General features: G+C 68.2%; 20 protein-coding genes and 1 pseudogene. 8 read left to right on the top strand and 13 right to left on the bottom strand.

The genetic code is table 11. The features are described from left to right. Positions 1-28: 28 nt before the first annotated feature. Both QXH22_RS07255 and QXH22_RS07250 read left to right on the top strand, forming a co-directional pair. Positions 29-895, top strand: coding sequence for a pseudouridine synthase (locus tag QXH22_RS07255; protein ID WP_306242030.1), 867 nt, complete (start codon positions 29-31; stop codon positions 893-895). Then, positions 892-3,795, top strand: coding sequence for an arylsulfatase (locus tag QXH22_RS07250; protein ID WP_306275233.1), 2,904 nt, complete (start codon positions 892-894; stop codon positions 3,793-3,795). Before QXH22_RS07255 ends, QXH22_RS07250 begins: the two co-directional genes overlap by 4 nt. On the opposite strand, the gene QXH22_RS07245 is transcribed toward QXH22_RS07250, so the two are convergent. Together QXH22_RS07245 and QXH22_RS07240 are read right to left on the bottom strand one after the other, a co-directional pair. Continuing rightward, positions 3,792-4,001: a hypothetical protein gene (locus QXH22_RS07245; RefSeq protein ID WP_306242028.1), complete on the bottom strand. Its 210-nt coding sequence runs from the start codon at positions 3,999-4,001 to the stop codon at positions 3,792-3,794. The genes QXH22_RS07250 and QXH22_RS07245 overlap by 4 nt on opposite strands. A gap of 79 nt (positions 4,002-4,080) precedes the next feature. After that, on the bottom strand, positions 4,081-4,407 hold the full coding sequence (locus tag QXH22_RS07240; protein ID WP_306275986.1) for a DUF732 domain-containing protein: 327 nt from the start codon (positions 4,405-4,407) through the stop codon (positions 4,081-4,083). 259 nt (positions 4,408-4,666) lie between these two features. Between QXH22_RS07240 and pstS the strand changes: the two genes are divergently transcribed. The 3 genes from pstS to QXH22_RS07225 all read left to right on the top strand — a co-directional run bounded on the left by pstS (position 4,667) and on the right by QXH22_RS07225 (position 7,985). Continuing rightward, entirely contained in the window at positions 4,667-5,740 is a 1,074-nt protein-coding gene (gene pstS, locus QXH22_RS07235; protein ID WP_306275232.1) for a phosphate ABC transporter substrate-binding protein PstS, read from the top strand. Between the two features lie 95 nt (positions 5,741-5,835). Further along, entirely contained in the window at positions 5,836-7,044 is a 1,209-nt protein-coding gene (locus QXH22_RS07230; RefSeq protein ID WP_306275231.1) for a PPE family protein, read from the top strand. A gap of 23 nt (positions 7,045-7,067) precedes the next feature. Next, the gene (locus tag QXH22_RS07225; protein ID WP_306244395.1) at positions 7,068-7,985 is read left to right on the top strand and encodes a PHB depolymerase family esterase; all 918 of its coding nucleotides are present in this window, start codon (positions 7,068-7,070) and stop codon (positions 7,983-7,985) included. A 9-nt stretch (positions 7,986-7,994) separates the two neighbouring features. Here QXH22_RS07225 and nei2 read toward each other — a convergent pair whose 3' ends face one another. The 3 genes from nei2 to QXH22_RS07210 are packed head-to-tail and all read right to left on the bottom strand — an operon-like array spanning position 7,995 to position 13,996. Continuing rightward, on the bottom strand, positions 7,995-8,744 hold the full coding sequence (nei2, locus tag QXH22_RS07220; protein WP_306275230.1) for an endonuclease VIII Nei2: 750 nt from the start codon (positions 8,742-8,744) through the stop codon (positions 7,995-7,997). 2 nt (positions 8,745-8,746) lie between these two features. After that, positions 8,747-13,285 carry an ATP-dependent helicase gene (locus QXH22_RS07215; RefSeq protein WP_306275229.1) on the bottom strand — a complete coding sequence of 1,513 codons (4,539 nt, stop codon included), beginning with the start codon at positions 13,283-13,285 and terminating at the stop codon, positions 8,747-8,749. Between the two features lie 33 nt (positions 13,286-13,318). Next, on the bottom strand, positions 13,319-13,996 hold the full coding sequence (locus QXH22_RS07210) for a TetR/AcrR family transcriptional regulator (protein ID WP_306275228.1): 678 nt from the start codon (positions 13,994-13,996) through the stop codon (positions 13,319-13,321). A 199-nt stretch (positions 13,997-14,195) separates the two neighbouring features. Here QXH22_RS07210 and QXH22_RS07205 point away from each other — a divergent pair, with 199 nt between their 5' ends. From QXH22_RS07205 to QXH22_RS07195, 3 genes are all read left to right on the top strand, one after another. Continuing rightward, entirely contained in the window at positions 14,196-14,588 is a 393-nt protein-coding gene (locus QXH22_RS07205; RefSeq protein WP_306242020.1) for a hypothetical protein, read from the top strand. Between the two features lie 424 nt (positions 14,589-15,012). Continuing rightward, the gene (locus tag QXH22_RS07200) at positions 15,013-15,450 is read left to right on the top strand and encodes an ATP-binding protein (RefSeq protein WP_306242019.1); all 438 of its coding nucleotides are present in this window, start codon (positions 15,013-15,015) and stop codon (positions 15,448-15,450) included. 7 nt (positions 15,451-15,457) lie between these two features. After that, a complete protein-coding gene (locus QXH22_RS07195) occupies positions 15,458-16,246 on the top strand; it encodes an RNA polymerase sigma factor SigF (protein ID WP_306242018.1) in 789 nt (262 codons plus the stop codon). Here the strand turns inward: QXH22_RS07195 and QXH22_RS07190 are convergent. From QXH22_RS07190 to QXH22_RS07155, 8 genes and pseudogenes are all read right to left on the bottom strand, one after another. Next, positions 16,217-16,603 carry an STAS domain-containing protein gene (locus QXH22_RS07190; RefSeq protein ID WP_306242017.1) on the bottom strand — a complete coding sequence of 129 codons (387 nt, stop codon included), beginning with the start codon at positions 16,601-16,603 and terminating at the stop codon, positions 16,217-16,219. The genes QXH22_RS07195 and QXH22_RS07190 overlap by 30 nt on opposite strands. Before the next feature lie 277 nt (positions 16,604-16,880). Next, positions 16,881-18,674: an acetyl/propionyl/methylcrotonyl-CoA carboxylase subunit alpha gene (locus QXH22_RS07185; RefSeq protein ID WP_306275227.1), complete on the bottom strand. Its 1,794-nt coding sequence runs from the start codon at positions 18,672-18,674 to the stop codon at positions 16,881-16,883. 128 nt (positions 18,675-18,802) lie between these two features. Beyond that, positions 18,803-19,222 (bottom strand): SufE family protein, encoded by a 420-nt coding sequence (locus tag QXH22_RS07180; RefSeq protein WP_306242015.1) that lies wholly within the window; start codon positions 19,220-19,222, stop codon positions 18,803-18,805. Positions 19,223-19,226: 4 nt separating this feature from the next. Next, complete coding sequence (locus QXH22_RS07175) at positions 19,227-20,120, bottom strand: sulfurtransferase (protein WP_306275226.1); 894 nt, start codon at positions 20,118-20,120, stop codon at positions 19,227-19,229. A gap of 14 nt (positions 20,121-20,134) precedes the next feature. Next, positions 20,135-20,623, bottom strand: a complete 489-nt coding sequence (locus tag QXH22_RS07170; protein WP_306275225.1) for a pyridoxamine 5'-phosphate oxidase family protein — start codon at positions 20,621-20,623, stop codon at positions 20,135-20,137. Between the two features lie 10 nt (positions 20,624-20,633). Next, positions 20,634-21,275, bottom strand: a complete 642-nt coding sequence (locus tag QXH22_RS07165) for a nucleoside triphosphate pyrophosphatase (protein WP_306242012.1) — start codon at positions 21,273-21,275, stop codon at positions 20,634-20,636. Beyond that, a pseudogene (locus QXH22_RS07160) lies at positions 21,272-21,592 on the bottom strand (acyl-CoA carboxylase subunit epsilon); the annotation flags it as partial. The pseudogene QXH22_RS07160 and the gene QXH22_RS07165, both read right to left, overlap by 4 nt. Continuing rightward, complete coding sequence (locus QXH22_RS07155; RefSeq protein ID WP_306242011.1) at positions 21,568-23,208, bottom strand: acyl-CoA carboxylase subunit beta; 1,641 nt, start codon at positions 23,206-23,208, stop codon at positions 21,568-21,570. The gene QXH22_RS07155 and the pseudogene QXH22_RS07160, both read right to left, overlap by 25 nt. Positions 23,209-23,228: the final 20 nt, after the last annotated feature.

Here is a 23,228-nt window from a genome sequence, read left to right as displayed (position 1 = left end):
ACCCGCGCGGGTGGATAGTCTGCTCGCGATGGAGCCTGCACTGATCGGCGTTCGGGACGCCCTGGGGCCGGTGCGGGTACGCCTGCGCGGCGGACACGTGCTGTCCGAACTGACCGACCGGTTCGGTGCTCAGGCAGGTGCGAAAGTGCTGGCCGGTGAAGTGGTCGACGCCGACGGCACGGCGATCGGCAGTGAGACCGTGTTACCCGCCGGGGCCAGCGTGTACCTCTACCGGGATCTGCCCGACGAAGTGCCGGTGCCCTTCGACATCCCGGTGCTGCATCGCGACGACGACATCGTCGTGGTCGACAAACCGCACTTCCTGTCGACCATGCCGCGGGGCCGGCACGTCGCCCAGACCGCGCTGGTGCGGTTGCGCTGCAGCCTGGGCCTTCCCGAGCTGAGTCCGGCCCATCGGCTGGACCGGCTGACCGCGGGAGTGCTGCTGTTCACCACCCGGCGCGAGCTCCGAGGCAGGTATCAGACTCTTTTCGCCCGCGGGCTGGTGTGCAAGACCTATCTGGCGCGGGCCGCCGTCGACCCTGGGCTGGTGCTGCCGCGGGTGGTGCGCAGTCGCATCGTCAAGCGCCGTGGCAACCTGCAGGCGGTGACCGAGCCCGGTGTGCCCAATGCCGAGACCCTGGTCGAACTCCAGTCGCCGGACGGTCTCTACCGCCTGACCCCGCGGACCGGCCGTACCCACCAACTGCGGTTGCAGATGGCCGAGCTGGGCGTGCCGATTCACGGAGACCCGTTGTACCCCAGAGTGATTCATACCGAAGACCACGACTTCAGCACGCCGCTGCAGTTGTTGGCCCACCGCATCGAGTTTGACGACCCGGTGACCGGGTCGCGTCGCGAGTTCGTCAGCCGCCGAGAGGAAGTCTGGTCATGAGTGAAGACAACGCGCTCGTCATCGTCGCCGGGTATCAGGACATCGACACTGCACGCAGTGACTTCGAGAATCTGACGGGGCGGGCCAACGCCAAGACCTTGCCGTTGCAGGGTGCGGTGCTGGTCGGCAAGGACGCCGACGGCAACGGAGTGCTGCTGGACACCGGCAACAAACTCGGCCGCCGCGGCGCCGCGTGGGGTGCCGGCGCGGGCCTGGCCGTCGGCCTGTTCTCGCCGGCTCTGCTGGCCACCGCCGCGTTCGGCGCCGCGGCCGGCGCCCTGGCGGGCACCTTCGCCCATCACCGCATCACCAGTGGGCTGGGCGACAAGATCGGGGAGGCCCTGTCGGCGGGCAGCGCCCTGATCATCGCCGTGACGCCGGCGCAGGGCCGCCTCGCGGTGGAGCAGACGATGGCCGGCTCGCCGATGAAATCGGTTGCCGAGCTAAGCCGTTCGACCCTGCGCGCGCTGGGCTCGGCTTTGGAGGAGGCGATGGGCAAGTTCAACCCCGATCGCACCAAACTGCCGATTCCGCAACGCAATTTCGGCGGCACCATCGGCCGCACCGTGGCCGAGTCGGTCGGTGACTGGACGATCGTTCCCGGTGCGGCAGCACCGGAGGACGCCCCGAACGTCCTGATCGTGCTGATCGACGACGCCGGTTTCGGCGGCCCGGACACGTTCGGCGGCGGCATCAGCACCCCGGCACTGTCCCGGGTGGCCGAAAACGGGTTGGCCTACAACCGCTTTCACGTCACGGCGGTGTGCTCGCCGACCCGCGCGGCGCTGTTGACCGGGCGCAATCACCACCGGGTCGGCTTCGGGTCGGTCTGCGAATTCCCCGGCCCCTACCCCGGCTACGCCACCGTCAAGCCGCGCAGTTGCGCCGCGCTGCCCCGCATTCTGCGCGACAACGGATATGTGACAGCCGCTTTCGGCAAGTGGCACCTGACTCCGGACAACGTACAGGGCGCCGCCGGTCCGTTCGACAACTGGCCGCTGGGTTGGGGATTCGACCATTTCTGGGGTTTCCCGAGCGGGGCCGCCGGGCAGTACGACCCGATCATCACGCAGGACAACACCGTCATCGGCATCCCGGAGGCGCCGTCGGCTGACCGGCCGTACTTCTTCCCCGACGACCTCACCGACAAGGCCGTCGAGTGGCTGCACACCGTGCGCGCCCAGAACTCCACCAAGCCCTGGATGATGTACTACGCGACCGGCGCCACCCACGCACCGCACCACGTGTTCAAGGAGTGGGCGGACAAATACCAAGGACAGTTCGACGAGGGCTGGGATGTCTACCGGCAGAAGACATTCGAGCGTCAGAAGCAGCTGGGCATCATTCCGCCCGATGCCGAGCTGACCGAGCGGCCGGACCTTTTCCCGGCCTGGGACAGCCTCACCGACAGCCAGCGCAAGCTGTACGCCCGCCAGATGGAGGTGTTCGCCGGGTTCTCCGAGAACGCGGACTACAACGTCGGCCGGCTGCTCGACGCCATCGACGAACTCGGCGAGTCCGACAACACGATGGTGATCTACATCTGGGGCGACAACGGCGCCAGCATGGAAGGCACCAACACAGGATCCTTCAACGAGATGACCTTCCTCAACGGCCTGGATCTCGACGCGGACCAACAGTTGGCGCTGATCGAGCAGTACGGGGGCATCGAGGCGCTGGGTGACGAGTTCACCGCGCCGCATTTCGCCTCGGGCTGGGCGCACGCCAACAACACGCCGTTCCAGTGGGGCAAGCAGATGGCCAGTCACCTCGGTGGCACCCGCGACCCCATGGTCATCTCCTGGCCGAGCCGCATCCGGCCCGACGGCAAGCTGCGCAGCCAGTTCACCCACTGCATCGACATCGCCCCAACGGTATTGGAGGCGATCGGTTTACCGGTGCCGACCAGCGTCGACGGCATCGAGCAGGAGCCGATGGACGGCACCAGCTTCCTGGAGAGCCTGCACGATGCGGCGGCCGGCGAGCACCGCACCGTGCAGTATTTCGAGATGTTCGGCAGCCGCGCCATTTACAAAGACGGATGGTGGGCATCGACCCGGCTGGATCGGGCGCCGTGGGATCTGTCGCCGGAAACCATGCAGCGCTTCGCGCCCGGTGTCTACGACCCCGACAAAGACGTCTGGGAGCTCTACTACCTGCCCGACGATTTCTCCCAGGCCAACAACATCGTCGCCGACCACCCGGATAAGCTCGCCGAGCTGCAGGAGCTGTGGTGGCAGGAAGCCGAGCGCAACCGGGTGCTGCCGCTACTGGGCGGGCTCGCGGTGATGTTCGGCGATCTGCCGCCGCTTCCGACCACCACCCGGTTCGCTTTCAAGGGCGATGTGCAGAACATCCAGCGCGGCATGGTGCCTCGCATCTACGGCCGCTCCTACGCGATCGAGGCGCGCCTGACGGTGCCCGAGGACGCCCGGGGCGTGATCGTCGCCAACGCCGATTTCATGGGCGGCTTCGCGCTCTGGGTCGACGAACAGCGCCGGCTGCACCACACCTACTCCTTCCTGGGTGTCGAGACCTACCGGCAGGTGTCCACCGAACCGATCCCCACCGGGGAGGTCACCGTCCGCATGCTGTTCGACTCGGCTCAGCCTGTCGTCGGCTCCGGGGGGCGGGTGACGCTGTGGGCCGGCGACCGCCAGATCGGTGAGGGCGAGCTGCCCCAGACGGTCAGCCTGTCGTTCACCTCGTATGCCGGGCTCGACGTCGGGCGTGACAACGGGCTCGTCGTCGACCGTGAGTACGAGGACAAGGCGCCGTACGCGTTCACCGGCACCGTCAAGGAGGTCGTCTTCGACCTGATGCCGGTCGCGCCCGAGACCGAAATGGCACTGCATGAACATGCCTCGGTGCAGGCCGTCGGGCGCGGCGCCGCTGGTTAGCCGCCGTCGCCTAACAGGTCGGCCAGGCCGTTCTGGATTCCGGTGTCGATCTGCTCGTTCATCGTGCCGCGAGGCTGGAACGAGGCACTGCCGTCGCAGCTGCAGTTCAGGACACTGAACGGGCTGGGTTCGGCGACGACTGGACTGGCGGTGGCTATCGCGGTAGTCAGTACGACGACCACACCGAACAACACTTTCCTGATCACTCATCACTCCCGGTGATATGCGTATCGAAAGTCTAGGTGTTGCGACGCCGGCGCCTGGTTACGACTCAGTTAACGTTGACTAGTTCGTCTGGTGGTGCCTGGGGCAGTAAGCGGCGATGCTGACACCGACGAAGTACCCGGAGTGATAACCGTCCAGGTTGCTGCTACCCGCCACTTCATTAGCGACATCGGCCTTCAGTCGACCGGCGTCGAGTTCGTCGCATACCTTGTGCGCGGCCAGTATCGCGGCCTGCGGTGTCCCGAAATTGATGGCGTGCGACTGGAGCGCATTAAGGAATTGGTTGTCGACACCGTCGGCGTGGGCGGTCGGCAAGACCGTCGCTGTCACCAGCGTGAGCGCCGCTGCCGGCACGAGAGCGCGTGAGAGTGAGCGGCACAGCGCCATCACTGGGACCTCCCCGCGGACAAGTGCGACGTAACACGATGCTTACATCGCGATCATCGCATGTTACGAAGGGAGATGGGTGCCGTCCCCTCGATCCGTGACGGTGACCGGGTGAGTTTTCCAGACCGTGAACCGGTCGCGAACTGCAGCTGAAATCGTCGAATCGGCATGGTGCCGGCCCGCTTTAGAACAAATCTCGGTGCTCCGAACTTGTTAGTGTTCCGCATGACTACCCGTCGGTATTCGTCGAGGAATTGAATTGGACCTCAATCGATTCGGCGCCGGGTTGACGGTGTTGGCCATCGGTGCGGGAATGGTGTCGGCGTGTGCCGGTGACACCGGCGTCAGAGCCTGCGGTGGCCCGCCGACGCTCAAAGCCAGTGGCTCCACCGCCCAGGTGAACGCAATGACCCGCTTCGCCAAGGCTTTCGAACAGGCCTGCCCTGGGCACTCGTTGAACTACACCGCCAACGGTTCGGGTGCCGGAATCAGCGAATTCCTGGGAGGCCAAACCGATTTCGCCGGCTCGGATTCCCCGCTAAGCAAGACCGAGTATGAGCGGGCGCGGCAGCGGTGTGGCTCGCCGGTCTGGAATCTGCCGGTGGTGTTCGGGCCGATCGCCATCGCCTACCACCTCAGCGGCGTGCCGTCGCTGAATCTGGACGGACCGACCGCGGCCAAGGTGTTCAACGGGGCCGTCACGGCGTGGAACGATCCGGCGATCGCCGCGGTGAACCCGGGCGTCGCTCTGCCCGCCGCGCCCATCCGGGTGGTCTTTCGCAGCGACCAGTCCGGCACCTCCGACAACTTCCAGCGATATCTCGACACTGCCGGTAACGACGCGTGGGGCAGGGGCGCGGGAAAGGTGTTCAACGGCGGCGCGGGGGAGGGCGCGGCGGGCAGTGACGGCGTCGCGGCGGCCGTCGCGAACGCCGAAGGTTCGGTCACCTACGTCGAATGGTCGTTCGCCCTGGCCCGGCACTTGGACGTGGCCAGAGTCATCACCTCGGCGGGCCCGGATCCGGTCGGCATCGACGCCACCTCGGTCGGCAAGACGATCTCGGCCGCCTGGTTCATCAGAGAAGGCAACGACCTCGCCTTCGACACGATCTCGTTCTACCGACCGAATCGGGCCGGCGCCTACCCGATCGTGCTCGCCACCTACGAGATCGTCTGCTCGAAGTATCCCGACCCGCAGCTCGGTGCTGCCGTCAAGGCGTTCCTGCAAAGCGCCACCGGCCCTGGTCAGAACGGCCTTGCCGACAATGGCTACGCGCCCGTGCCCGACGAGTTCCGCTCGCGCCTGTCGGCCGCGGTGGCCGCAGTCTCCTGATCGCGGCGCGCTGACGCGCAATGTTCCTGGGTATTTCCTCTGCCAGACAACGCAATGTTTCGCAAAAATTTACCTGAGTTGACATTGTGTATGGCATGGATTTCATCGGACTGCCACCCGAGGTCACCTCGGCGCTGATCCACTGCGGACCGGGAGCGGAACCGCTGCTCGAGGCGTCCTTCGCGTGGCAACGGCTCGGGTACGACTTGGAAGAGTCGATCCGCGCTTACGCTCCGGTGCTGGCGTCGGTGACCGAGGCCTGGCACGGTCCGGCGTCGACCGCCATGGTGCAGGCGGTGGAAACCTACCTCACCTGGCTGGGTGGCACCGCGCAGCAGTGTCTGGCGCTGGGCTCTTCGGCGCAGGCCGCAGCGGCAGCCTTCGGGTCCGTACAGGCCGCCGTGGTGCACCCGTCGGTGGTCAGCGCGAACCGGATCCAGCTGGCCCGGCTGCTCGCGACCAACGGCCTGGGCAAGAACGTTGCCGCCATCGCCGAGACCGAGGCGCAGTACGAACGCATGTGGGTCAGCAACGCCGCAGCCATGTATCGCTACCAGGCGGCTTCGGCGCAGGCCCTGCAGCTGCCGCTGTTCGCCTCGCCGCCGTCGATCACCACACCGGAGGGCCCCGCGGCGCAGGGCGAAGCGGTGCAGAGCGCAGCCGCGTCGGCGACGTCCAGCAATGTGTCCAACGTGCTCGCCAATGCCGCCGCTGCGGTGGCGCCCGCGGACGCGGTCGCTCCGCCGGTGTCTCCGACCGACGCGCTGTTGCAGGCGATCGGCGTCACGTTCGACCCCAACCAGGGCTGGTTCGGGCTGGCGAACACCTACGCGAACCAGTTCATCTCGTCGGGTTTTCCGATCAACATGCTCAGCTACTTCGCCCAGTTCAGTTCGGCTCAGGCGCTGCAATCAGTGGCCCCGGATATCGCTGAGGGTCTCTCGGAGGGCGAATCGGCTCTGACGGCCTCGGCGGCGTCGCTGTCCGATGCCGCCGGCGCTCTGGGCTCGGCGGAACCGGCGGCAGCGATGGGCGTCGCCGTGTCGATGGGGAACCTCTCGGCGCCACCGGCGGCCACCGCGGTGCTGACCGGGGCACACATGCCGGTCCAGCTGGCGTCGGCCGCGTCGCCGCTGCCCGGCGCGGACGCGGGTGGCGACTTCTCGATGCTGCCGCCGCTGATGGCACCGCCCATTTCGGCCGGTAGCGGCTGGAAGAAGCGCAAGGAGCAGAAGTACGAAGACCTGGCGATGGGCCTGGAGCTCAAGGGCACCTTCATGACCCGTCCACCATCAGCGGGGTGAGCAGAGTCGGTACGTTTGACGGCATGCCCTGGGTGCGACTGCTCCTGCTGGCCGTTCTGCTTGCCGGCTTGGTCGGGTGCAACGAGCGGCAGGTTGCGGCGGCCCGTGCGCGGGATCAGGCGGGGATATTTCCCTACGGCGGACTGAACCGGACGTATCTGGTGCACGTCCCACCAGGGCCGCCGGTCGGACTGGTGCTCAACCTGCACGGCGGCGGCGGCACCGGCGCCGGCCAGCGCGGGCTGACCGACTTCGACTCCGTCGCCGACGCCAACGGCCTGCTGGTGGTGTACCCGGACGGTTACGACAAGAGCTGGGGTGACGGGCGGGGTGCGGCCCCGGCCGACCGCAAACGGCTCGACGACGTCGGTTTCCTGGTCTCTCTGGTGACCAAGCTTCGCGATGATTTCAAAGTTCCTACGGGCCACGTGTTCGCCACCGGGATGTCCAACGGCGGGTTCATGTCCAACCGGCTGGCCTGCGAGCGTGCCGACGTCTTCGCAGCGATCGCGCCGATCTCCGGCACGCTCGGTGTCGGCGTGGCCTGTAACCCGTCGCGGCCGGTGTCGGTGCTGGATGCGCACGGCACCGGCGATCCGGTGGTGCCCTACAACGGTGGCGACGTCCGGGGCCGCGGCGGACTGAGCCACGCCATCTCGGTCAACAGCCTGGTCGACCGCTGGCGCGCCGTCGACCGATGCCAGGGACCGCCGACGATCGAGGACCTGCCCCCGGTCAACGACGGGACCGTGGTGCGCCGCTACGACTCCGAAGGGTGCGCCGAGGGCACCGAGGTGATCCTCTATCAGATCGAGAAGGGCGGGCACACCTGGCCGGGCGGCAAGCAGTACCTGCCGAAGACGGTCATCGGGGCCACCACCCGGGTTTTCGACGGCTCGCAGGTGATCGCCGAGTTCTTCCTGACGCACGGTCGCGACTGAGCGCACGGCTCACCGCTGGCAGGACGGGCACCAGTACTGCACGCGTTCGGCCTCACCGTCGTAGGCGATGGGGGTGGCGCAACGCCGGCACGGCTGGCCCGCCCGTCCGTACACCCACACCTGCCGCCCCGCCCTGGTGTCGCCTGTGGTGGTGCGGTTGCGGCGAGAACGGTTGGTCCACAACATCTCCCGGGCCCGCGACACCAGTCGCAGCGGATCGGCCAGGGCGCGCACCGGCGCGGTGGGCAGATGCCCGAAGGCGAAACACAATTCGTTGCTGTAGACGTTTCCGACGCCGGCCATCACGCGCTGGTCCAGCAGCGCCGCAGCGATAGGGCGATCCGGTTCGGCGACCAGGTTGGCGGCGGCGACCCGCGCGTCCCAGTCGGGCCCCAGCAGATCCGGGCCCAGATGTGCGACAGCGGCCTCGTCGTGCTCGCGCTCGAGGATCTCCAGCACGCCGAGATCGTTGCCGACGGCGCGGACGTCGCCGGCTTCCAGGATGATGCGCGCCCGGTGATCCACGCGCTGACGGCCGATCCGCCAGCTGCCGTCCATCTTCAGGTGGGAGTGAATGCTGGCCGGACCGACCCGGATGAACAGGTGCTTGCCCCGGCTGAGGACCTCGTCGACCACTTGGCCGGTGAGGTCCACAGTGGCGAACTTGGGCACCCGGACATCGCAGCGCGTGAGCGTGCGACCGGCCAGGTTCTCTCGCAGCACGGCGGCGGTGTGAAAGACGGTGTCACCTTCGGGCATGGCTACCGCAGCCGCAGTCCGCGTGGCGTGCGGGAGAACCCGGCCTCAACCAACGCATCCAGCGCCGCCGTGGCGGGGCCGTCGGGAGTCAGCACCGACACGCCGTTGGCCCGCTCGACCAGCAGCGCCGGCACCCGCCGGGATGAGACGAGTTCGGCCAGCGCGACGGCCGCCGCGTGGCTGGCGTCCGGGTCGTCAGTGAACGTCAGCAGCGACCGTCCGCCGCGTTCGGAGAACCAGCACAGCTCGCCGTCCACCAACACCACCAGCGCCCCGGCCTTGCGGCCCGGCCGCGCCGAACCTTCGGCGTTGGAGGCGGGCCACGGCAGCGCCGCGCCGTAGGGGTTGGCCGGGTCGGTCGCGGCCAGCACCACCGCGCGGTAATCCGGGCGTTGCGGGTCCACCCCGTCGAGGTAGCTGCGTAGCCGGTCCACGGTCGAAGCGACCGCGAACTGCGCGCCGCCCAGCGACTCCACGAAGTACCCGCGCTGGCAGCGTCCGGCGTCTTCGAACGCGCTCAGCACTTTGTAGAGCGTGGCGAAGCCGCCGGGCACACCTTCGGCGGCCACCGCGCCTTTGGTCAGCACCCCGTGGCGGTTCAACAGCAGCTCGGCCTGGAAATGGGCCCGCAGCGTGGAGTCCGGCTCCGGCGGGGGCAGCGCCGACCACCGCCCCGCCACCGTGGGGTCGGCCGAGCGGACCTGCGCGTGCGCGACGCTGTAGCGGCTCAGCCGCGGTGCGCGCTGGGTGCGGTGCGCGGGCGCCGAGCGCCTGCGCGGGCCGGTGCTGCCGCCCAGCAGGGCGCGCACCGGAGCGAAGGTGTCGCCGGTGACCCAGCCGGCCCAGACGAGTTCCCAGAGCGCTGCTTTCAGCTCGGACTCCGACCCGCCGGCGCCGGCGAGCTGGCGGAAGAAGTACGCGCCGCCGCCGGACAGGGCGTCCATGATGCCCCGGTGCACGTCGGTGAACTCGATCTCGGCGGGCGGGGACAGCGTCAGGGGCACGGAGTCGGCCGCATGCAGCGCGATCCAGCCGTCGCTGCCCGAGATCGACCCCGCGCCCGACCAGGTGACCTCGCCGGCGGCGAGCAGCTCGTCGAGCATGGCGGGTGAGTAGTCACGAACTCGCGGCCCCAGCACCAGCGGCTCCAGCGCCGAGGCCGGAATCCGCACACCGGCCAGCTGATCGATCACGGATGCCAGACGGTCCACCCCCGTGTCGGAGGTGCCCACCTGGTGCCAGGCCGGCAGGAACCGCCCGTAGGCGGCGGTGCTGACCGGCTCGACTTGGGCCCGCAGCGCGGCCAGCGAACGGCGCCGCAGAATCCGCAGCACGTCGGAGTCACACCACTGCTCGGAGCCGGCGCCGGTGGACGTCGCGGCGACGAACTCGCCGCGCATGAGCCGGCCGTCCGCGGCCAGGCGGCCCAGCACGTCGGCCGTCACCCGCAGCCCCAACCCGAACCGGGCGGCGGCTTCGGCGGTGCTGAACGGCGTGTGGGTTCGCGCGTAGCGGCTCAGCAGCTCGCCCAGCGGGTCTGCCACCGATTCGGTGTACGCCGCGGGCAGGCCTACCGGGACTGCAGCCCCGACCCCGTCGCGGAGCCGGCCGATGTCCTCGACGGCGACCCACCAGCTGCGCCCGGCGAAAGACACCGTTAGCGCCCGCCGGGCGGCGCGCAGACCTTCCAGCCACCCCCCGACGTCTTCGGCCGTCGCCCGGGCGACGATCTCGTCCTCGGTCATCGGGCCGAGCAGGCGCAGCAGGTCGGCGACGCCCTCGGCGTCGCGCGCCAGCCGGTCGGACGACAGGTGCTGCAATTGCCGGCCGGTGCCGGCGATGACCTCGGGATCGAGTAGCTCGCGCAGCTCGACGCGGCCGAGCAGTTCGGCGAGCAGCGAGCTGTCCAGCGACAGGGCCGCCGCTCGCCGCTCGGCCAGCGGGACGTCGCCCTCGTACATGAACGCCCCGACGTACCCGAACAGCAGCGAGGCGGCAAACGGTGACGGGCGCGCGGTCTCGACCTCGATCACCCGCACCTTGCGCTGACCGATCTGCGTCATCAGATTGCTCAGGGTCGGCACGTCGTAGACGTCCTGCAGGCACTCGCGGACGGTCTCCAGCACGATCGGGAAATCGGGATACTTGCGCGCGACCTCGAGCAACTGGGCGGCGCGCTGACGCTGCTGCCACAACGGCGACCGGCGTCCGGGGTTGCGGCGCGGCAGCAGCAGGGCCCGGGCGGCCGACTCCCGGAACCGGGAAGCGAACAGGGCCGATTCCCCGACCTCCGCGGTGACGATCGGATCGATCTCATCGGGATCGAACACGAACAGTTCGGCGCCCGGCGGCGCTTCCTCGGTGTCCGGCAGCCGCACCACGATGCCGTCGTCGGAGGCGGTCGGCTTCTCGTCGAGACCGTAGCGTTCGCGTAGCCGCCGGCCCACGGCCAGCGCGAGCGGGCCGTGCACCTGCAACCCGTAGGGCGAGTGCAGGACCACCCGCCAGTCGCCCAGCTCGTCCCGGAACCGCTCGACCAGCAGCGTCATGTCGGTGGGCACCACGCGGGTCGCGGCGCGCTGCTCGTCCAGCAGCCCCCACAGGTTGTCCCGGGCGTACTCATCGAAACCCCAACCGGCACAACGCTTATCGAACTCATCGCGGGTGAGGGCGGCCAGTTCGCCGGTGAGCGCGCCCAGGGCGGCACCGAGTTCGGCGGGGCGGCCGACGTTGTCGCCGCGCCAGAACGGAAGCCGGGCGGGCTGCCCCGGCGCGGGCACCACCAGCACCCGATCGTGAGTGATCTCGACAATGCGCCAGCTGGTGGCACCGAGTGCGATGACGTCGCCGGGGCGCGACTCGTAGACCATCTCCTCATCGAGTTCGCCTACCCGCGAGGGCTTTTCAGAATCGGTGGCCAGGTAGACGGTGAACAGCCCGCGGTCGGGGATGGCGCCGCCGGAGGTGACGGCTAGCCGCTGCGCGCCGGGCCGGGCGGTCAGCGTGCCGTGGTCGCGGTCGTACACCAGCCGCGGCCGGAGTTCGGCGAAGTCGGTCGACGGATACTTGCCGGACAGTAGGTCCAGGGTCGCCTCGAACACGCTGCGCGGCAGCGTCGCGAACGGCGCGCTGCGCCGCACGGTGTCGAACCAGCAATCGGCGTCGAGAGGCTCCAACGCCGCCGCGGCCACCGTGTGCTGGGCCAGGATGTCCAGCGGGTTGGCCGGCACCCGCATGATCTCGATCTGGCCGGTGAGCATCCGTTGCACGCTGACCGCGCAGCCGATCAGGTCGGTGCGGTGCTTGGGGAACAACACCCCGCGCGAGACCTCGCCGACCTGGTGGCCGGCCCGGCCGATCCGTTGCAGGCCGCTGGCCACCGACGGCGGCGCCTCCACCTGAATCACCAGATCGACTGCGCCCATGTCGATGCCCAGTTCCAAGCTGGACGTGGCCACCACGGCTTTGAGCTGTCCGCTCTTGAGGTCTTCTTCGACGATGGCGCGTTGTTCTTTGCTGACCGACCCGTGGTGCGCGCGGGCCAGCAGCGTCGGTGCGCCGAAGCTCTGGCCGCTACCCATCACGTAGGCCGGCGCGCCGCCGGCGACCTGTGCATTGCTGCCCGCCGGTAACTCGACACCGGTGCGCTCGGCGTGAATCTCGTTGAGCCGTGCGGTAAGTCGCTCGGCCAGCCGCCGCGAGTTGGCGAACACGATGGTCGAGTTGTGCGATTCGATCAGGTCGACCAGGCGGGCCTCGACATCGGGCCAGATCGAGTTGTTGGCCAGGTTCGCCATGTCGGGCACCGGTACCTGAACCGACAGCTCGACCGTCTTGGCCGACGGCGGCGCCACGATCGTGGTCGGCGACTGCCCGGACAGGAACCGGGCCAGTTCCTCCGGCGGACGCACGGTCGCCGACAGGCCGATGCGCTGGGCGCCGCGGCCCTCCCGCAGTTCGTCCAGCCGCTCCAGCGACAGCGCCAGATGCGCGCCGCGCTTGGTGGCTGCGATGGCGTGGATCTCGTCGACGATCACCGTCTGGACGCCGGCCAGGGTTTCGCGCGCCGCCGACGTCAGCATCAGGAACAACGACTCGGGGGTAGTGATCAGAACGTCGGGCGGTGAGTTGACGAGTTGGCGGCGCTGGGCGGGCGGCGTATCTCCGGACCGGACACCCACGCTGATCTCGGGCGCGGGCAGGCCGCGGGCCTGCGCGAGCCGGGTCAGCCCGGCTAGCGGAGTGCGCAGGTTGCGCTCGACGTCGACCGCGAGCGCCTTGAGTGGCGAAACGTACAGCACCCGGGTGCCGCGCGGCCGATCCGGCGCGGCGGCCAGGCTGTCCAGCGCCCACAGGAAGGCGGCCAGCGTCTTGCCCGAGCCGGTCGGCGCGATGACCAGGGTGTTATCGCCGTCGGCGATAGCAGCCCACGCCTGCGACTGCGCGGTGGTGGGCGCGGCGAACGTGCTGGCGAACCAGTCGCGAGTGATCGCGCTGAACCGGTCCAGTGCAGACTGCGGGGCCGGCGTGGAAGTGCTCACCCTGCCATGGTGCCAAGGGGCACCGACACGCGACTAAACCGGCGGCTTGAACCGTGCGGTCGCCATGGCCTCAGCCAGCTGCGGAGGAATGTTGTTGACGCGGGCGATCGCGTCCAGCAGTGTGTGGGCGCAGGCATCGGCGAGCCGGTCGGCTTCCAGTGTCTGATCCATGATCCGCTGCCGGCAGGTCTCGAAGGTGAATGCCAGCCAGCCGTTGAGGATGACCCGCAGATCGCGTTCCACCTCGGCTTCCAGGGCGGCCTGTCCCGGTATCCCGCCGACGACTTCCGCGATGCGGGTCATGATGTGTTCCATCTGGCGGTTCTTGGCTTCGTCGTCGATGCCGAGCAGAACCGGGTCGGAACGACCCAGGCCCACATACGCCGCCCAGGCGGCCTCCGGGTTTTGTTCGTGGTAGGCCATGTAGGCCAGCACGCCCATCCGGATCTCCTCGAACATTGTCATGCCCGGGGAAGGCTGGGTGTTGGTCGCCGCGTAGAGCCGGTCCGCTTCATCCTTGACGACGGCGGCGAAGAACGCCCGCTTGTCAGGGAAGTAGTGGTACATCAGCGCACGCGAAACCCCGGCGCGCTCGGCAATCTCGTCGATCCGCACCTCGTCGTAGGGTCGCTTACCGAAGACTTCCGCCCCCAGAGCGAGCAGTTCAGCGCGTCGATCCTCAGGGGATAACCGCCTCCTGGCTGTCGCCATAAGGACAGATATTACTCACGGCGGATATGCGCGCCGCTACCCGCGTATCCCACCGGCCGGCGGAAGTGCCGGCAGGTTGTGACACGGACCGCAGCCGGTTTGCACGGCGTTGTCGCTGGGTATGGCATAAAAAACGCTCTGCGGCTAACAAAATCCGGCAATCACCGCAGGCGATCGGCGAGATACAAGAGGTGCTCCGATGCGAACAGCAGACGAGAGATTGCGCAATGGTGACCGCGCGGGTCAGGACGACAGGGAAGTCCATGCCGCCATCCGCTTCGCCGCCTTGGCCACCGCCGCCGCGGTCGGCTTCGTCGTCATCGCGGCGTTGTGGGTCAGCACCTGCGGCGGCGCCAGCACCGACACCGTCGCCTGCGGTCCGCCGGAGCGCACGATGCTGGCGTTGGGCGGTCCGCTGATCCTGCTGGTCGCCGGCTTGTGGGCGTTCGTGCGGACCTACCGGGTGTGGCGCGACGAGGGCACCTGGTGGGGGTGGCACGGCGCCGGATGGTTCCTGCTGACGTTGATGTTGGTGACCCTGGCCATGAGCGTGCCGCACATCGCGGGGCCGGCCCTCGCCCTCGCATTCTGATATCCGCGGCATTAGCCGCGAATAGTCAGCTCTGTGCCCTCCGGCTGGCGCATCGATCCGCTGTGCGGCCGAGCATTGTGGTGGCGGCGGGCTGCGTCAGGAAGGTCACACACGGAAACCTGGTCGGCGGAGTTTTATCCGTACCGACATTGGGGTATCAACTCTGCACCATGATGAGTAACGGCAGTTCCGCGTCAGCGTGGTTACCCCATCATGGGGAACCGAATTACGTCGACACCGATCCAGACCCTTTTCGCACCGGGGATTGTGCCGGTTATGTCGACTTCGCCCGCAACTGGTTAGATACCCGGTGGCGATCATGACCAACCGGCTCGACCCCTTGGTCCACGGCGGGCCGCAATCCGGCGACCCTGCCGGGACCCCTGCCGGGAGTAGTGTCGGCCGAATATTGCCGGGAGGCCAGATGACCGATGCGGAACAGCGCGCTGACGGGCGCCAACGCGGATACCGCGCCGTCGAATTGAACGTTGCCGCACGGCTGGAGAACCTGGCGATGCTGCGCACCTTGGTGGGTGCCATCGGCACCTTCGAGGACCTGGATTTCGACGCGGTAGCGGATCTGCGGCTGGCGGTAGACGAGGCCTGCACGCGTCTGATCCGCTCGGCGACGCCCGGCGCGGTCCTGACGCTGGTGGTCGACCCCCGCGACGACGAACTCGTGGTCGAGGCCTCCGCGGCCTGCGACACGCATGACGTCGTGGCGCCGGGCAGCTTCAGCTGGCACGTCCTGACCTCGCTGGCCGACGATGTCCAGACTTTCCATGACGGTCGCGAGCCCGATGCCGCGGGCAGTGTCTTCGGCATCTCGTTGACCGCGCGACGGGCGGCCCCCAGTAAGTGACTGCCAGTTGACACAGCAAACTGCCGGCGGTTCAAATTCGCGTCCCAATGAATACGCCGATGTCCCGGACATGTTCCGTGAGCTGGCCGGCTTCCCGGCCGGCTCGGCGGAGTTTCAGCGTCACCAGGACAAGATCGTGGAACGCTGCCTGCCGTTGGCCGACCACATCGCTCGCCGGTTCGAAGGCCGGGGGGAACCCCGCGACGACCTGATCCAGGTGGCCCGCGTCGGGCTGGTCAACGCGGTGGTCCGCTTCGACGTCGAAACCGGTTCTGATTTTGTCTCTTTCGCCGTGCCCACCATCATGGGTGAGGTCCGGCGGCACTTCCGCGACAACAGCTGGTCGGTCAAGGTTCCGCGCCGGCTGAAGGAACTGCACCTGCGGCTGGGCACCGCCACCGCGGAGTTGTCGCAGCGACTGGGCCGAGCGCCCACCGCCACCGAGCTCGCCGCCGAGCTGGGTATGGACCGCGCCGAAGTGGTGGAGGGCCTGGTTGCCGGCAGCTCCTACAACACCCTGTCCATCGACAGCGGTGGCGGCAACGAAGACGACGACGCGCGCGCCATCGCCGACACGCTGGGAGACGTCGACCAGGGTCTGGACCGCATCGAGAACCGCGAAGCACTGCGCCCGCTGCTGGAGGCGCTGCCGGAGCGGGAACGAATGGTGTTGGTCCTGAGGTTCTTTGAGTCGATGACGCAGACTCAGATCGCCGAGCGGGTCGGCATCTCGCAGATGCACGTATCCCGCCTGCTGGCCAAATCGCTAGCTCGACTCCGGGATCAACTGGAGTAGTCGCGCCTGCGCCGGCTGTTTCGGCCCGGCGGTGGGCAGCACGCCGTCGGGGTCGCAGATGCGCAGCAACCGCGCGACGGCCAGGCTGGGCACTATCGCCCAGCGCACATCGGCTCCCGAGCACACCACATTGATCCGGTGTAGAGCCGAAAATCCGGCTGTGCCAATAAATTTCAGGCCCGTCAGATCCAGCGTCAGCCAGCGGCAGTGCTTGACGCACCGCGCGACGTATTCGGCGAGCAGGTCAGCGTTGGCGGCATCGAGCTCACCGCAAGCGCTGACCATGCCTGAACCCTGTTCCCATTGGGCGTTGAACTCGGCGTTCTCGCATTTCAGCCAGGTTTGCGTCACAGACATTTGTGAACTCCATCAGTCGACGATCGTTCGTTGCTGTGGATCACATCGAGTAAGCGAAATGCCGCGGTCGGAAGTCGCACCTACAAGACGGTGTTTCCAGGCGGCTGTGAACTCAACCTGCTTTCGACCCTACCCGCGGTCTGCAGGCCCGACAAACGAGGGAGCCCTATTCACAGGAACGGTCGAGTGTGCGGCTGTAACGCCCCCGCCGGCGTGTCGGCCGCGGTGTGCGCACACTCGACGCGGTGTGCGCACACTCGACGCAGTCTGCAAGCGCCTACTTGATCTCGGCGAGCACCGTGCCCTGAGTGATGGCGGCGCCGGGCTCCACGGCCAGACCGGTGATGACACCGTCCTTGTGCGCGGTCACCGGGTTCTCCATCTTCATCGCCTCCAGGACCACCACCAGGTCGCCCTGAGCGACCTCCTGGCCCTCCTCGACGGCAACCTTGACAACGGTGCCCTGCATCGGTGCGGTCACCGCGTCGCCGGAGGCGGTCGCGCCGGAGTGCGCACCCCGCTTGCGCGGCTTGGGCTTGCGGCGCACCACGCCGACGGCGTCGGGCGCACCGTTGGACAGCGCCAGATCGCCGGGCAGCGAGACCTCGACGCGGCGGCCGTCGACCTCGACGACCACCTTGTGCCGCGGCCGGCTCTCTTCTTCATCGATCGGGTCGCCGCCGGTGAAAGGCTCGATGGTGTTGTCCCACTCGGTCTCGATCCAGCGGGTGTGCACGGTGAAGCCGTCGTCGTCACCGATGAACGCCGGGTCGGAGACAACGGCGCGGTGGAACGGGATCACCGTGGCCAGGCCCTCGACCTCGAATTCGTCCAGGGCGCGCCGGGCGCGGGCGAGCGCCTCGTGCCGGTCGGCGCCGTAGACGATCAACTTGGCCAGCATCGAGTCGAACTGGCCGCCGATCACCGAGCCGGACTCGACGCCGGAGTCCAGGCGCACACCGGGGCCGCTCGGCGGGTGGAACTTGGTGACCGGGCCGGGGGCGGGCAGGAAGCCGCGGCCGGCGTCCTCACCGTTGATGCGGAACTCGATGGCGTGCCCGCGCGGCGTCGGGTCTTCAGTGATGTCCAGCTTCTCGCCGTTGGCGATCTTGAACTGCTGCAGGACCAGGTCGATGCCCGCGGTCTCCTCGGTGACCGGGTGCTCGACCTGCAGACGGGTGTTGACCTCCAGGAACGAGATCAGGCCGTCCTGGCCCACCAGGTACTCGACGGTGCCGGCGCCGTAGTAATGCGCCTCTTTGCAGATCCGCTTGGCCGACTCGTGGATCTCCTTGCGCTGCGCGTCGGTCAGGAACGGCGCAGGCGCTTCCTCGACCAGCTTCTGGAAGCGGCGCTGCAACGAGCAGTCGCGGGTGCCGGCGACGATGACGTTGCCGTGCTGGTCGGCGATCACCTGTGCCTCGACGTGGCGGGGCTTGTCCAGGTAGCGCTCGACGAAGCACTCGCCGCGACCGAAGGCGGCGACCGCTTCGCGCACCGCCGACTCGTACAGGTGCGGAATCTCCTCGATGGTGCGGGCCACCTTCATACCGCGCCCGCCGCCGCCGAAGGCCGCCTTGATCGCGACCGGCACGCCGTATTCCTGTGCGAAGGCGACCACCTCGTCGGCGTCCTTGACCGGGTCCGGGGTGCCCGGCACCAGCGGGGCCTGGGCACGGGCGGCGATGTGGCGCGCGGTGACCTTGTCACCGAGGTCGCGGATCGACTGCGGGCTGGGCCCGATCCAGATCAGGCCGGCGTCGATCACCGCCTGGGCGAAGTCGGCGTTCTCCGACAGGAAGCCGTAGCCGGGGTGGACGGCGTTGGCGCCGGATTTGGCGGCCGCGTCCAGCAGCTTGCCGAAGTCGAGGTAGGACTCGGCCGAGGTCTGCCCGCCCAATGCGAACGCCTCGTCGGCGAGCCTGACGTGTGGCGCGTCCGCGTCGGGCTCGGCGTAAACAGCCACGCTGGCCAGTCCGGCATCCCGGGCTGCCCGGATCACCCGGACTGCGATCTCACCGCGGTTTGCGACCAGAACCTTGGAGATCTTCGAGCTGGCGTGACTGGGCACTAGCGCCTCCTGTATCGACGTCTTCTTCGTCTGTCGTGGAAGAAATTTCTCTTTAAGAGATTTTCTTACAAGTCTTATCGGGGGAAGTTTATGCGGCGCGCCGCGGAGGCGGTCACGCGGTTCCCCCTTCAGGCTGCTTCGCGCAGCCGTCTTTTGATTCGCGTCAGCATCGCCGACATGCCGCGCAGCCGAAGAGGGCTGATCAGAGCGGCCAGACCGAGTTCGGTATAGAAATCTTCGGGCACCCCGAGGATGGCGTCGGCCGGTTGCTCGTCCAGCCCGGCCGCCAGGATGGCGGCGAATCCGCGCGTGGTGGGTGCCTCGGCGGGAGCGCTGAAGTACAACCGCACCCGGTCCGGGTCGCTGGCGTCCACATGGAGGAACAGCGGCGACTGACACTCGGGAACCGGCTCCATCGCCGCCTCGGCGAGATCGGCCGGGAGTGCTGGGAGCTCGTTGGCGAACTCCAGCAACAGCTGCAGCTTGTCCTGGCCCTGGACCTCGGCGAAGTCGGACACCACGTCAGCCAGGGGCGCCGGCATGCTCATCGGTTCATCGCCCTGGTGCTTCACCTGGCTCAATGCCGGCGACGATCGGCACCCGCACGGTGTTGCCCCACTCGGTCCACGAGCCGTCGTAGTTGCGCACATCCGGCTTGCCCAACAGGTGGGTCAGCACGAACCAGGTGTGGCTGGACCGCTCGCCGATGCGGCAGTAGACGATGGTCCGGTCGTCGGGGCTCAAGAAGTCGTACAGCTCGTCGAGCTCCTCACGGCTACGGAAGCGCCCGCTCTCGTCGGCCGCCTTGCCCCACGGAATCGACCGCGCGGTGGGGATGTGGCCGGCGCGCAGCGCGCCTTCCTCGGGGTAGTCGGGCATGTGGGTGCGCTTGCCGGTGTATTCGTCGGGAGAGCGCACGTCGATTAGCGGCTCACTGCCGATGGCCTGCAGCACGTCGTCCTTATAGGCCCGGATCGGGGCGTCGTTGCGTTGCACGACGGGGTAGCCCGACGAGGTCCGACGGGGCACGTCCAGGGTGGTGTCGCGCCGCTCGGACAGCCAGAGGTCCCGCCCGCCGTTGAGCAACCGCACGTCGGGGTGGCCGAACAGGGTGAACACCCACAGCGCGTAGGCAGCCCACCAGTTGCTCTTGTCTCCGTAGATCACCACGGTGTCATCCCGGGCGATGCCCTTGCTGTCCATCAGCGCGGCGAACTGCTCGCCGTTGATGTAATCCCGCACCCGTGGGTCGTTGAGGTCGGTGTGCCAGTCGATCTTGACGGCGCCGGGGATGTGGCCCACGTCGTAGAGCAGCACATCTTCATCAGATTCGACGATCGCCAGGCCGGGTGAGCCCAGGTGGGCGGACAGCCAATCGGCGGTCACGAGCCGTTCGGGATGGGCGTAGGCCTGCAGGGTCGGGCTGGGATCCGGAGGAAGCGGCACGTGCGCCAGCCTACTCAGTGCTTGCGCACCACCCGCTCGGCCTGGCCCGGCTTCCAGATGGTGATGTCCAGGTGGCCGTCGCCGACGTGTACCGCCGAGGCTCCGGTGATGTCGACGCCGATGAGATCGAACTCCTGGCCGCGCAGGTCGAGCCCGATCTCGTCGAACAGCGCATCGGCGAAGCGCTGGTTCAGCGGGCCGTAGGGGACGGTGTGGGCCCGCCCCCACAGCTTGGCGTCACCGTCTTCGACCTGCGTGTCGACGGTGGCGGTGTGCAGGCATAACCGCGGATCACGTTGCAGATCGCGGTATTTCGTGGTGTCCGGCATGCCGGAGATCCACAACTGGTCTTCGAATATCCGCGGCTCCATCGGGCTGATCCGCGGGAAGCCGTCGGAGCGCAGGGTGGCCAGCATGCACAGGTTGCCCGTGGCGCGATGACGGCGCATGAAGGTGGCCGCGATCTGAGGGGCCTGCGTGACGAACTCGGTCCAGGTGGCCATGGTTTCGAGGCTAGGCGGCGTTGCCCGCCCACAGGTCGCCGACCGACAATCCGCAGCGCGCCAGCAGCGAGCGCAGCAGTGGCAGGCTGACGCCGATCACGGTCGACGGGTCGCCGTCGACTCCGTCGATGAACCACCCGCCCAGGCCGTCCACCGTGAACGCTCCGGCGACGCGCAGGGGCTCACCGCTGGCCAGGTATGCCTCCAGGTCGGAGTCCGTCGGTGTGCCGAAATGCACCGTGGTGATTGATGTTTCGGATTCCACGCGGACCACTCCATGGTCGCGCAGCTGAATCAGGCAGTGCCCGGTGTGCAACTGCCCGGAGCGCCCGGCCATCGACCGCCACTGCTCGCGGGCGTCCTCGACGGACGCCGGTTTGCCGCACAACCGGCCGTCCAGGTAGAGCATCGAATCACAGCCCAGCACAACACAATTCGCGGTCACGTCGCGCTCGTCAACCGTGGCCGCCACGTGTTCGGCCTTGGCGCGGGCCAGCGCGCGCACCACCTCGTCCGGCGCGGCCTCGGGTCCCAGCGCCGCGATCATCGCGTCCTCGTCGAGGCCGGAGACCCGCACCAGGGGATCGACGCCTGCCTGACGTAGCACTTTGAGCCGGCCCGTCGAGGCCGACCCGAGCACCAGCCGCGTCATTGGCGCATGTGCGTCATTTCCTGCAGGGTGATCCGCTGCCAGCTGTAGACGGGATAGCGCAACTGATCCACCGGCAGGCCCCAGCGGGAGGGCTCGGGCGGGGCCGGCTCGGGCGCATGCCCGATGGTGCCCAGGACGGCGACCAGCGCGGCCAGCTCCTGGTCGGTGGGGTGCCCCCGCAGGACCTGGAGGTGCGGCTCGTGCGGGTGCGGCACCCCGGTGCCGTCGGTGCCTTCGGTCACGTCACTCACGTCGCTCACGTCACTCACGTCACTCACGTCGCTCACCTCGCTCACAGGGGAATGTTCCCGTGCTTCTTCGGCGGCAACTGTGCGATCTTGCGCTCCAGCAACCGCAACGCTGTGCCGATGTAGCCGCGGGTGTGCGACGGTGGGATCACCGCGTCGACATAGCCGCGCTCGGCGGCGATGTACGGGTTGACCAGCGTGTCCTCGTACTCCTGCTGCAACTCCAGCCGCAGCGCGTCCACGTCCTCGCCGTTCTTGGCCGCTTCGGCCAGCTTCTGGCGGTAGACGAAGCCGACCGCGCCCGAGGCGCCCATCACGGCGATCTGTGCCGTCGGCCAGGCCAGGTTGACGTCACAGCCCATGTCCTTGGAACCCATGACGCAGTAGGCGCCGCCGTAGGCCTTGCGGGTGATGACCGTGATCTTGGGGACGGTGGCCTCGCCGTAGGCGTACAGCAGCTTGGCGCCGCGCCGGATGATGCCGTTGTACTCCTGGCCGGTGCCGGGCAGGAAGCCGGGGACGTCCACCAGCATGACGATCGGGATGTTGAAGCAGTCGCAGGTCCGGACGAACCGGGCGGCCTTCTCCGAGGCGTTGATGTCCAGGCAGCCGGCGAACTGGGTGGGCTGATTGGCGACCAGGCCCACCGGCCGGCCGTCGATGCGCCCGAACCCGACGACGATGTTCTGGGCGTACCCCGCCTGGATCTCCAGGAACTCGTCGTCGTCGAGGATCCGGGTGATCACCTCGTGGATGTCGTAGGGCTGGTTGGGCGAGTCCGGGATCAGCGTGTCCAGCTCGAGGTCCTCGTCGGTGAGGTTCTCCTCGATCGCCCCGGCGGGCACCGGGAACGGCTCGCGGGGGGCGTCGGTGGCGTTGTTGGGCGGCAGGTAGCTCAGCAGGTCACGGACCCACTCGAAGGCGTCCTGCTCTCCGGAGGCGACGTAGTGCAGCGTGCCCGACTTGGCCATGTGGGTGTGGGCACCGCCGAGTTCCTCCATGGTGACGTCTTCGCCGGTGACGGTCTTGATGACGTCGGGGCCGGTGATGAACATCTGGCTGGTCTGGTCGACCATGATCACGAAGTCAGTCAGCGCGGGGGAGTAGACGTGCCCGCCGGCCGCGGCGCCCATGATCAGCGAGATCTGCGGGATGACGCCCGAAGCCAGGATGTTGTTGCGGAAGATCCTGCTGTATAGGCCGAGGGAGACCACACCCTCCTGGATGCGGGCGCCGGCGCCGTCGTTGATGCCGATCAGCGGCCGGCCGGTCTTGATGGCCAGCTCCTGGACCTTGACGATCTTCTCGCCGTAGACCTCGCCCAGGCTGCCGCCGAACACGGTGGCGTCCTGGCTGAAGATGCACACGTCGCGCCCGTCGATGGTGCCGTAGCCGGTGACCACGCCGTCACCCACCGGGCGGTTCTTCTCCAGCCCGAAGTTGGTGCTGCGGTGCTTGGCCAGTGCGTCCAGCTCGACGAACGAGTCCTCGTCGAGCAGGGCGGTGATGCGCTCGCGAGCGGTGAGCTTGCCCTTGGCGTGCACCTTGTCGACGGCCGCCTCACCCACCGGGTGCAGCGACTCTTCTCTGCGCTTGTGCAGCTCCGCCAACTTGCCCGCGGTGGTGTGGATGTCGATGGTGTGCTCGGCAGCGGGTTCGGCCGTGTGGTCGGCAACGCTTGTCATGGGAGTCGATGTTATCGGCA

The organism is Mycobacterium sp. TY814, assembly GCF_030755175.1.
Taxonomy (GTDB): domain Bacteria; phylum Actinomycetota; class Actinomycetes; order Mycobacteriales; family Mycobacteriaceae; genus Mycobacterium.
Note: the sequence above shows the minus strand (reverse complement) of the source record. Positions and strands in the feature narration are given on the sequence as shown.

What these genes read in the sequence shown, in the direction of transcription:
- QXH22_RS07255 (WP_306242030.1), top strand. Translation starts at nt 29, where the DNA reads ATGGAGCCTGCACTGATCGGCGTTCGGGACGCCCTGGGGCCGGTGCGG.
- QXH22_RS07250 (WP_306275233.1), top strand. Translation starts at nt 892, where the DNA reads ATGAGTGAAGACAACGCGCTCGTCATCGTCGCCGGGTATCAGGACATC.
- QXH22_RS07240 (WP_306275986.1), bottom strand. Translation starts at nt 4,407, where the DNA reads ATGGCGCTGTGCCGCTCACTCTCACGCGCTCTCGTGCCGGCAGCGGCG.
- QXH22_RS07230 (WP_306275231.1), top strand. Translation starts at nt 5,836, where the DNA reads ATGGATTTCATCGGACTGCCACCCGAGGTCACCTCGGCGCTGATCCAC.
- QXH22_RS07225 (WP_306244395.1), top strand. Translation starts at nt 7,068, where the DNA reads ATGCCCTGGGTGCGACTGCTCCTGCTGGCCGTTCTGCTTGCCGGCTTG.
- nei2 (WP_306275230.1), bottom strand. Translation starts at nt 8,744, where the DNA reads ATGCCCGAAGGTGACACCGTCTTTCACACCGCCGCCGTGCTGCGAGAG.
- QXH22_RS07210 (WP_306275228.1), bottom strand. Translation starts at nt 13,996, where the DNA reads ATGGCGACAGCCAGGAGGCGGTTATCCCCTGAGGATCGACGCGCTGAA.
- QXH22_RS07205 (WP_306242020.1), top strand. Translation starts at nt 14,196, where the DNA reads ATGCGAACAGCAGACGAGAGATTGCGCAATGGTGACCGCGCGGGTCAG.
- QXH22_RS07200 (WP_306242019.1), top strand. Translation starts at nt 15,013, where the DNA reads ATGACCGATGCGGAACAGCGCGCTGACGGGCGCCAACGCGGATACCGC.
- QXH22_RS07190 (WP_306242017.1), bottom strand. Translation starts at nt 16,603, where the DNA reads ATGTCTGTGACGCAAACCTGGCTGAAATGCGAGAACGCCGAGTTCAAC.
- QXH22_RS07180 (WP_306242015.1), bottom strand. Translation starts at nt 19,222, where the DNA reads ATGAGCATGCCGGCGCCCCTGGCTGACGTGGTGTCCGACTTCGCCGAG.
- QXH22_RS07170 (WP_306275225.1), bottom strand. Translation starts at nt 20,623, where the DNA reads ATGGCCACCTGGACCGAGTTCGTCACGCAGGCCCCTCAGATCGCGGCC.
- QXH22_RS07165 (WP_306242012.1), bottom strand. Translation starts at nt 21,275, where the DNA reads ATGACGCGGCTGGTGCTCGGGTCGGCCTCGACGGGCCGGCTCAAAGTG.
- QXH22_RS07155 (WP_306242011.1), bottom strand. Translation starts at nt 23,208, where the DNA reads ATGACAAGCGTTGCCGACCACACGGCCGAACCCGCTGCCGAGCACACC.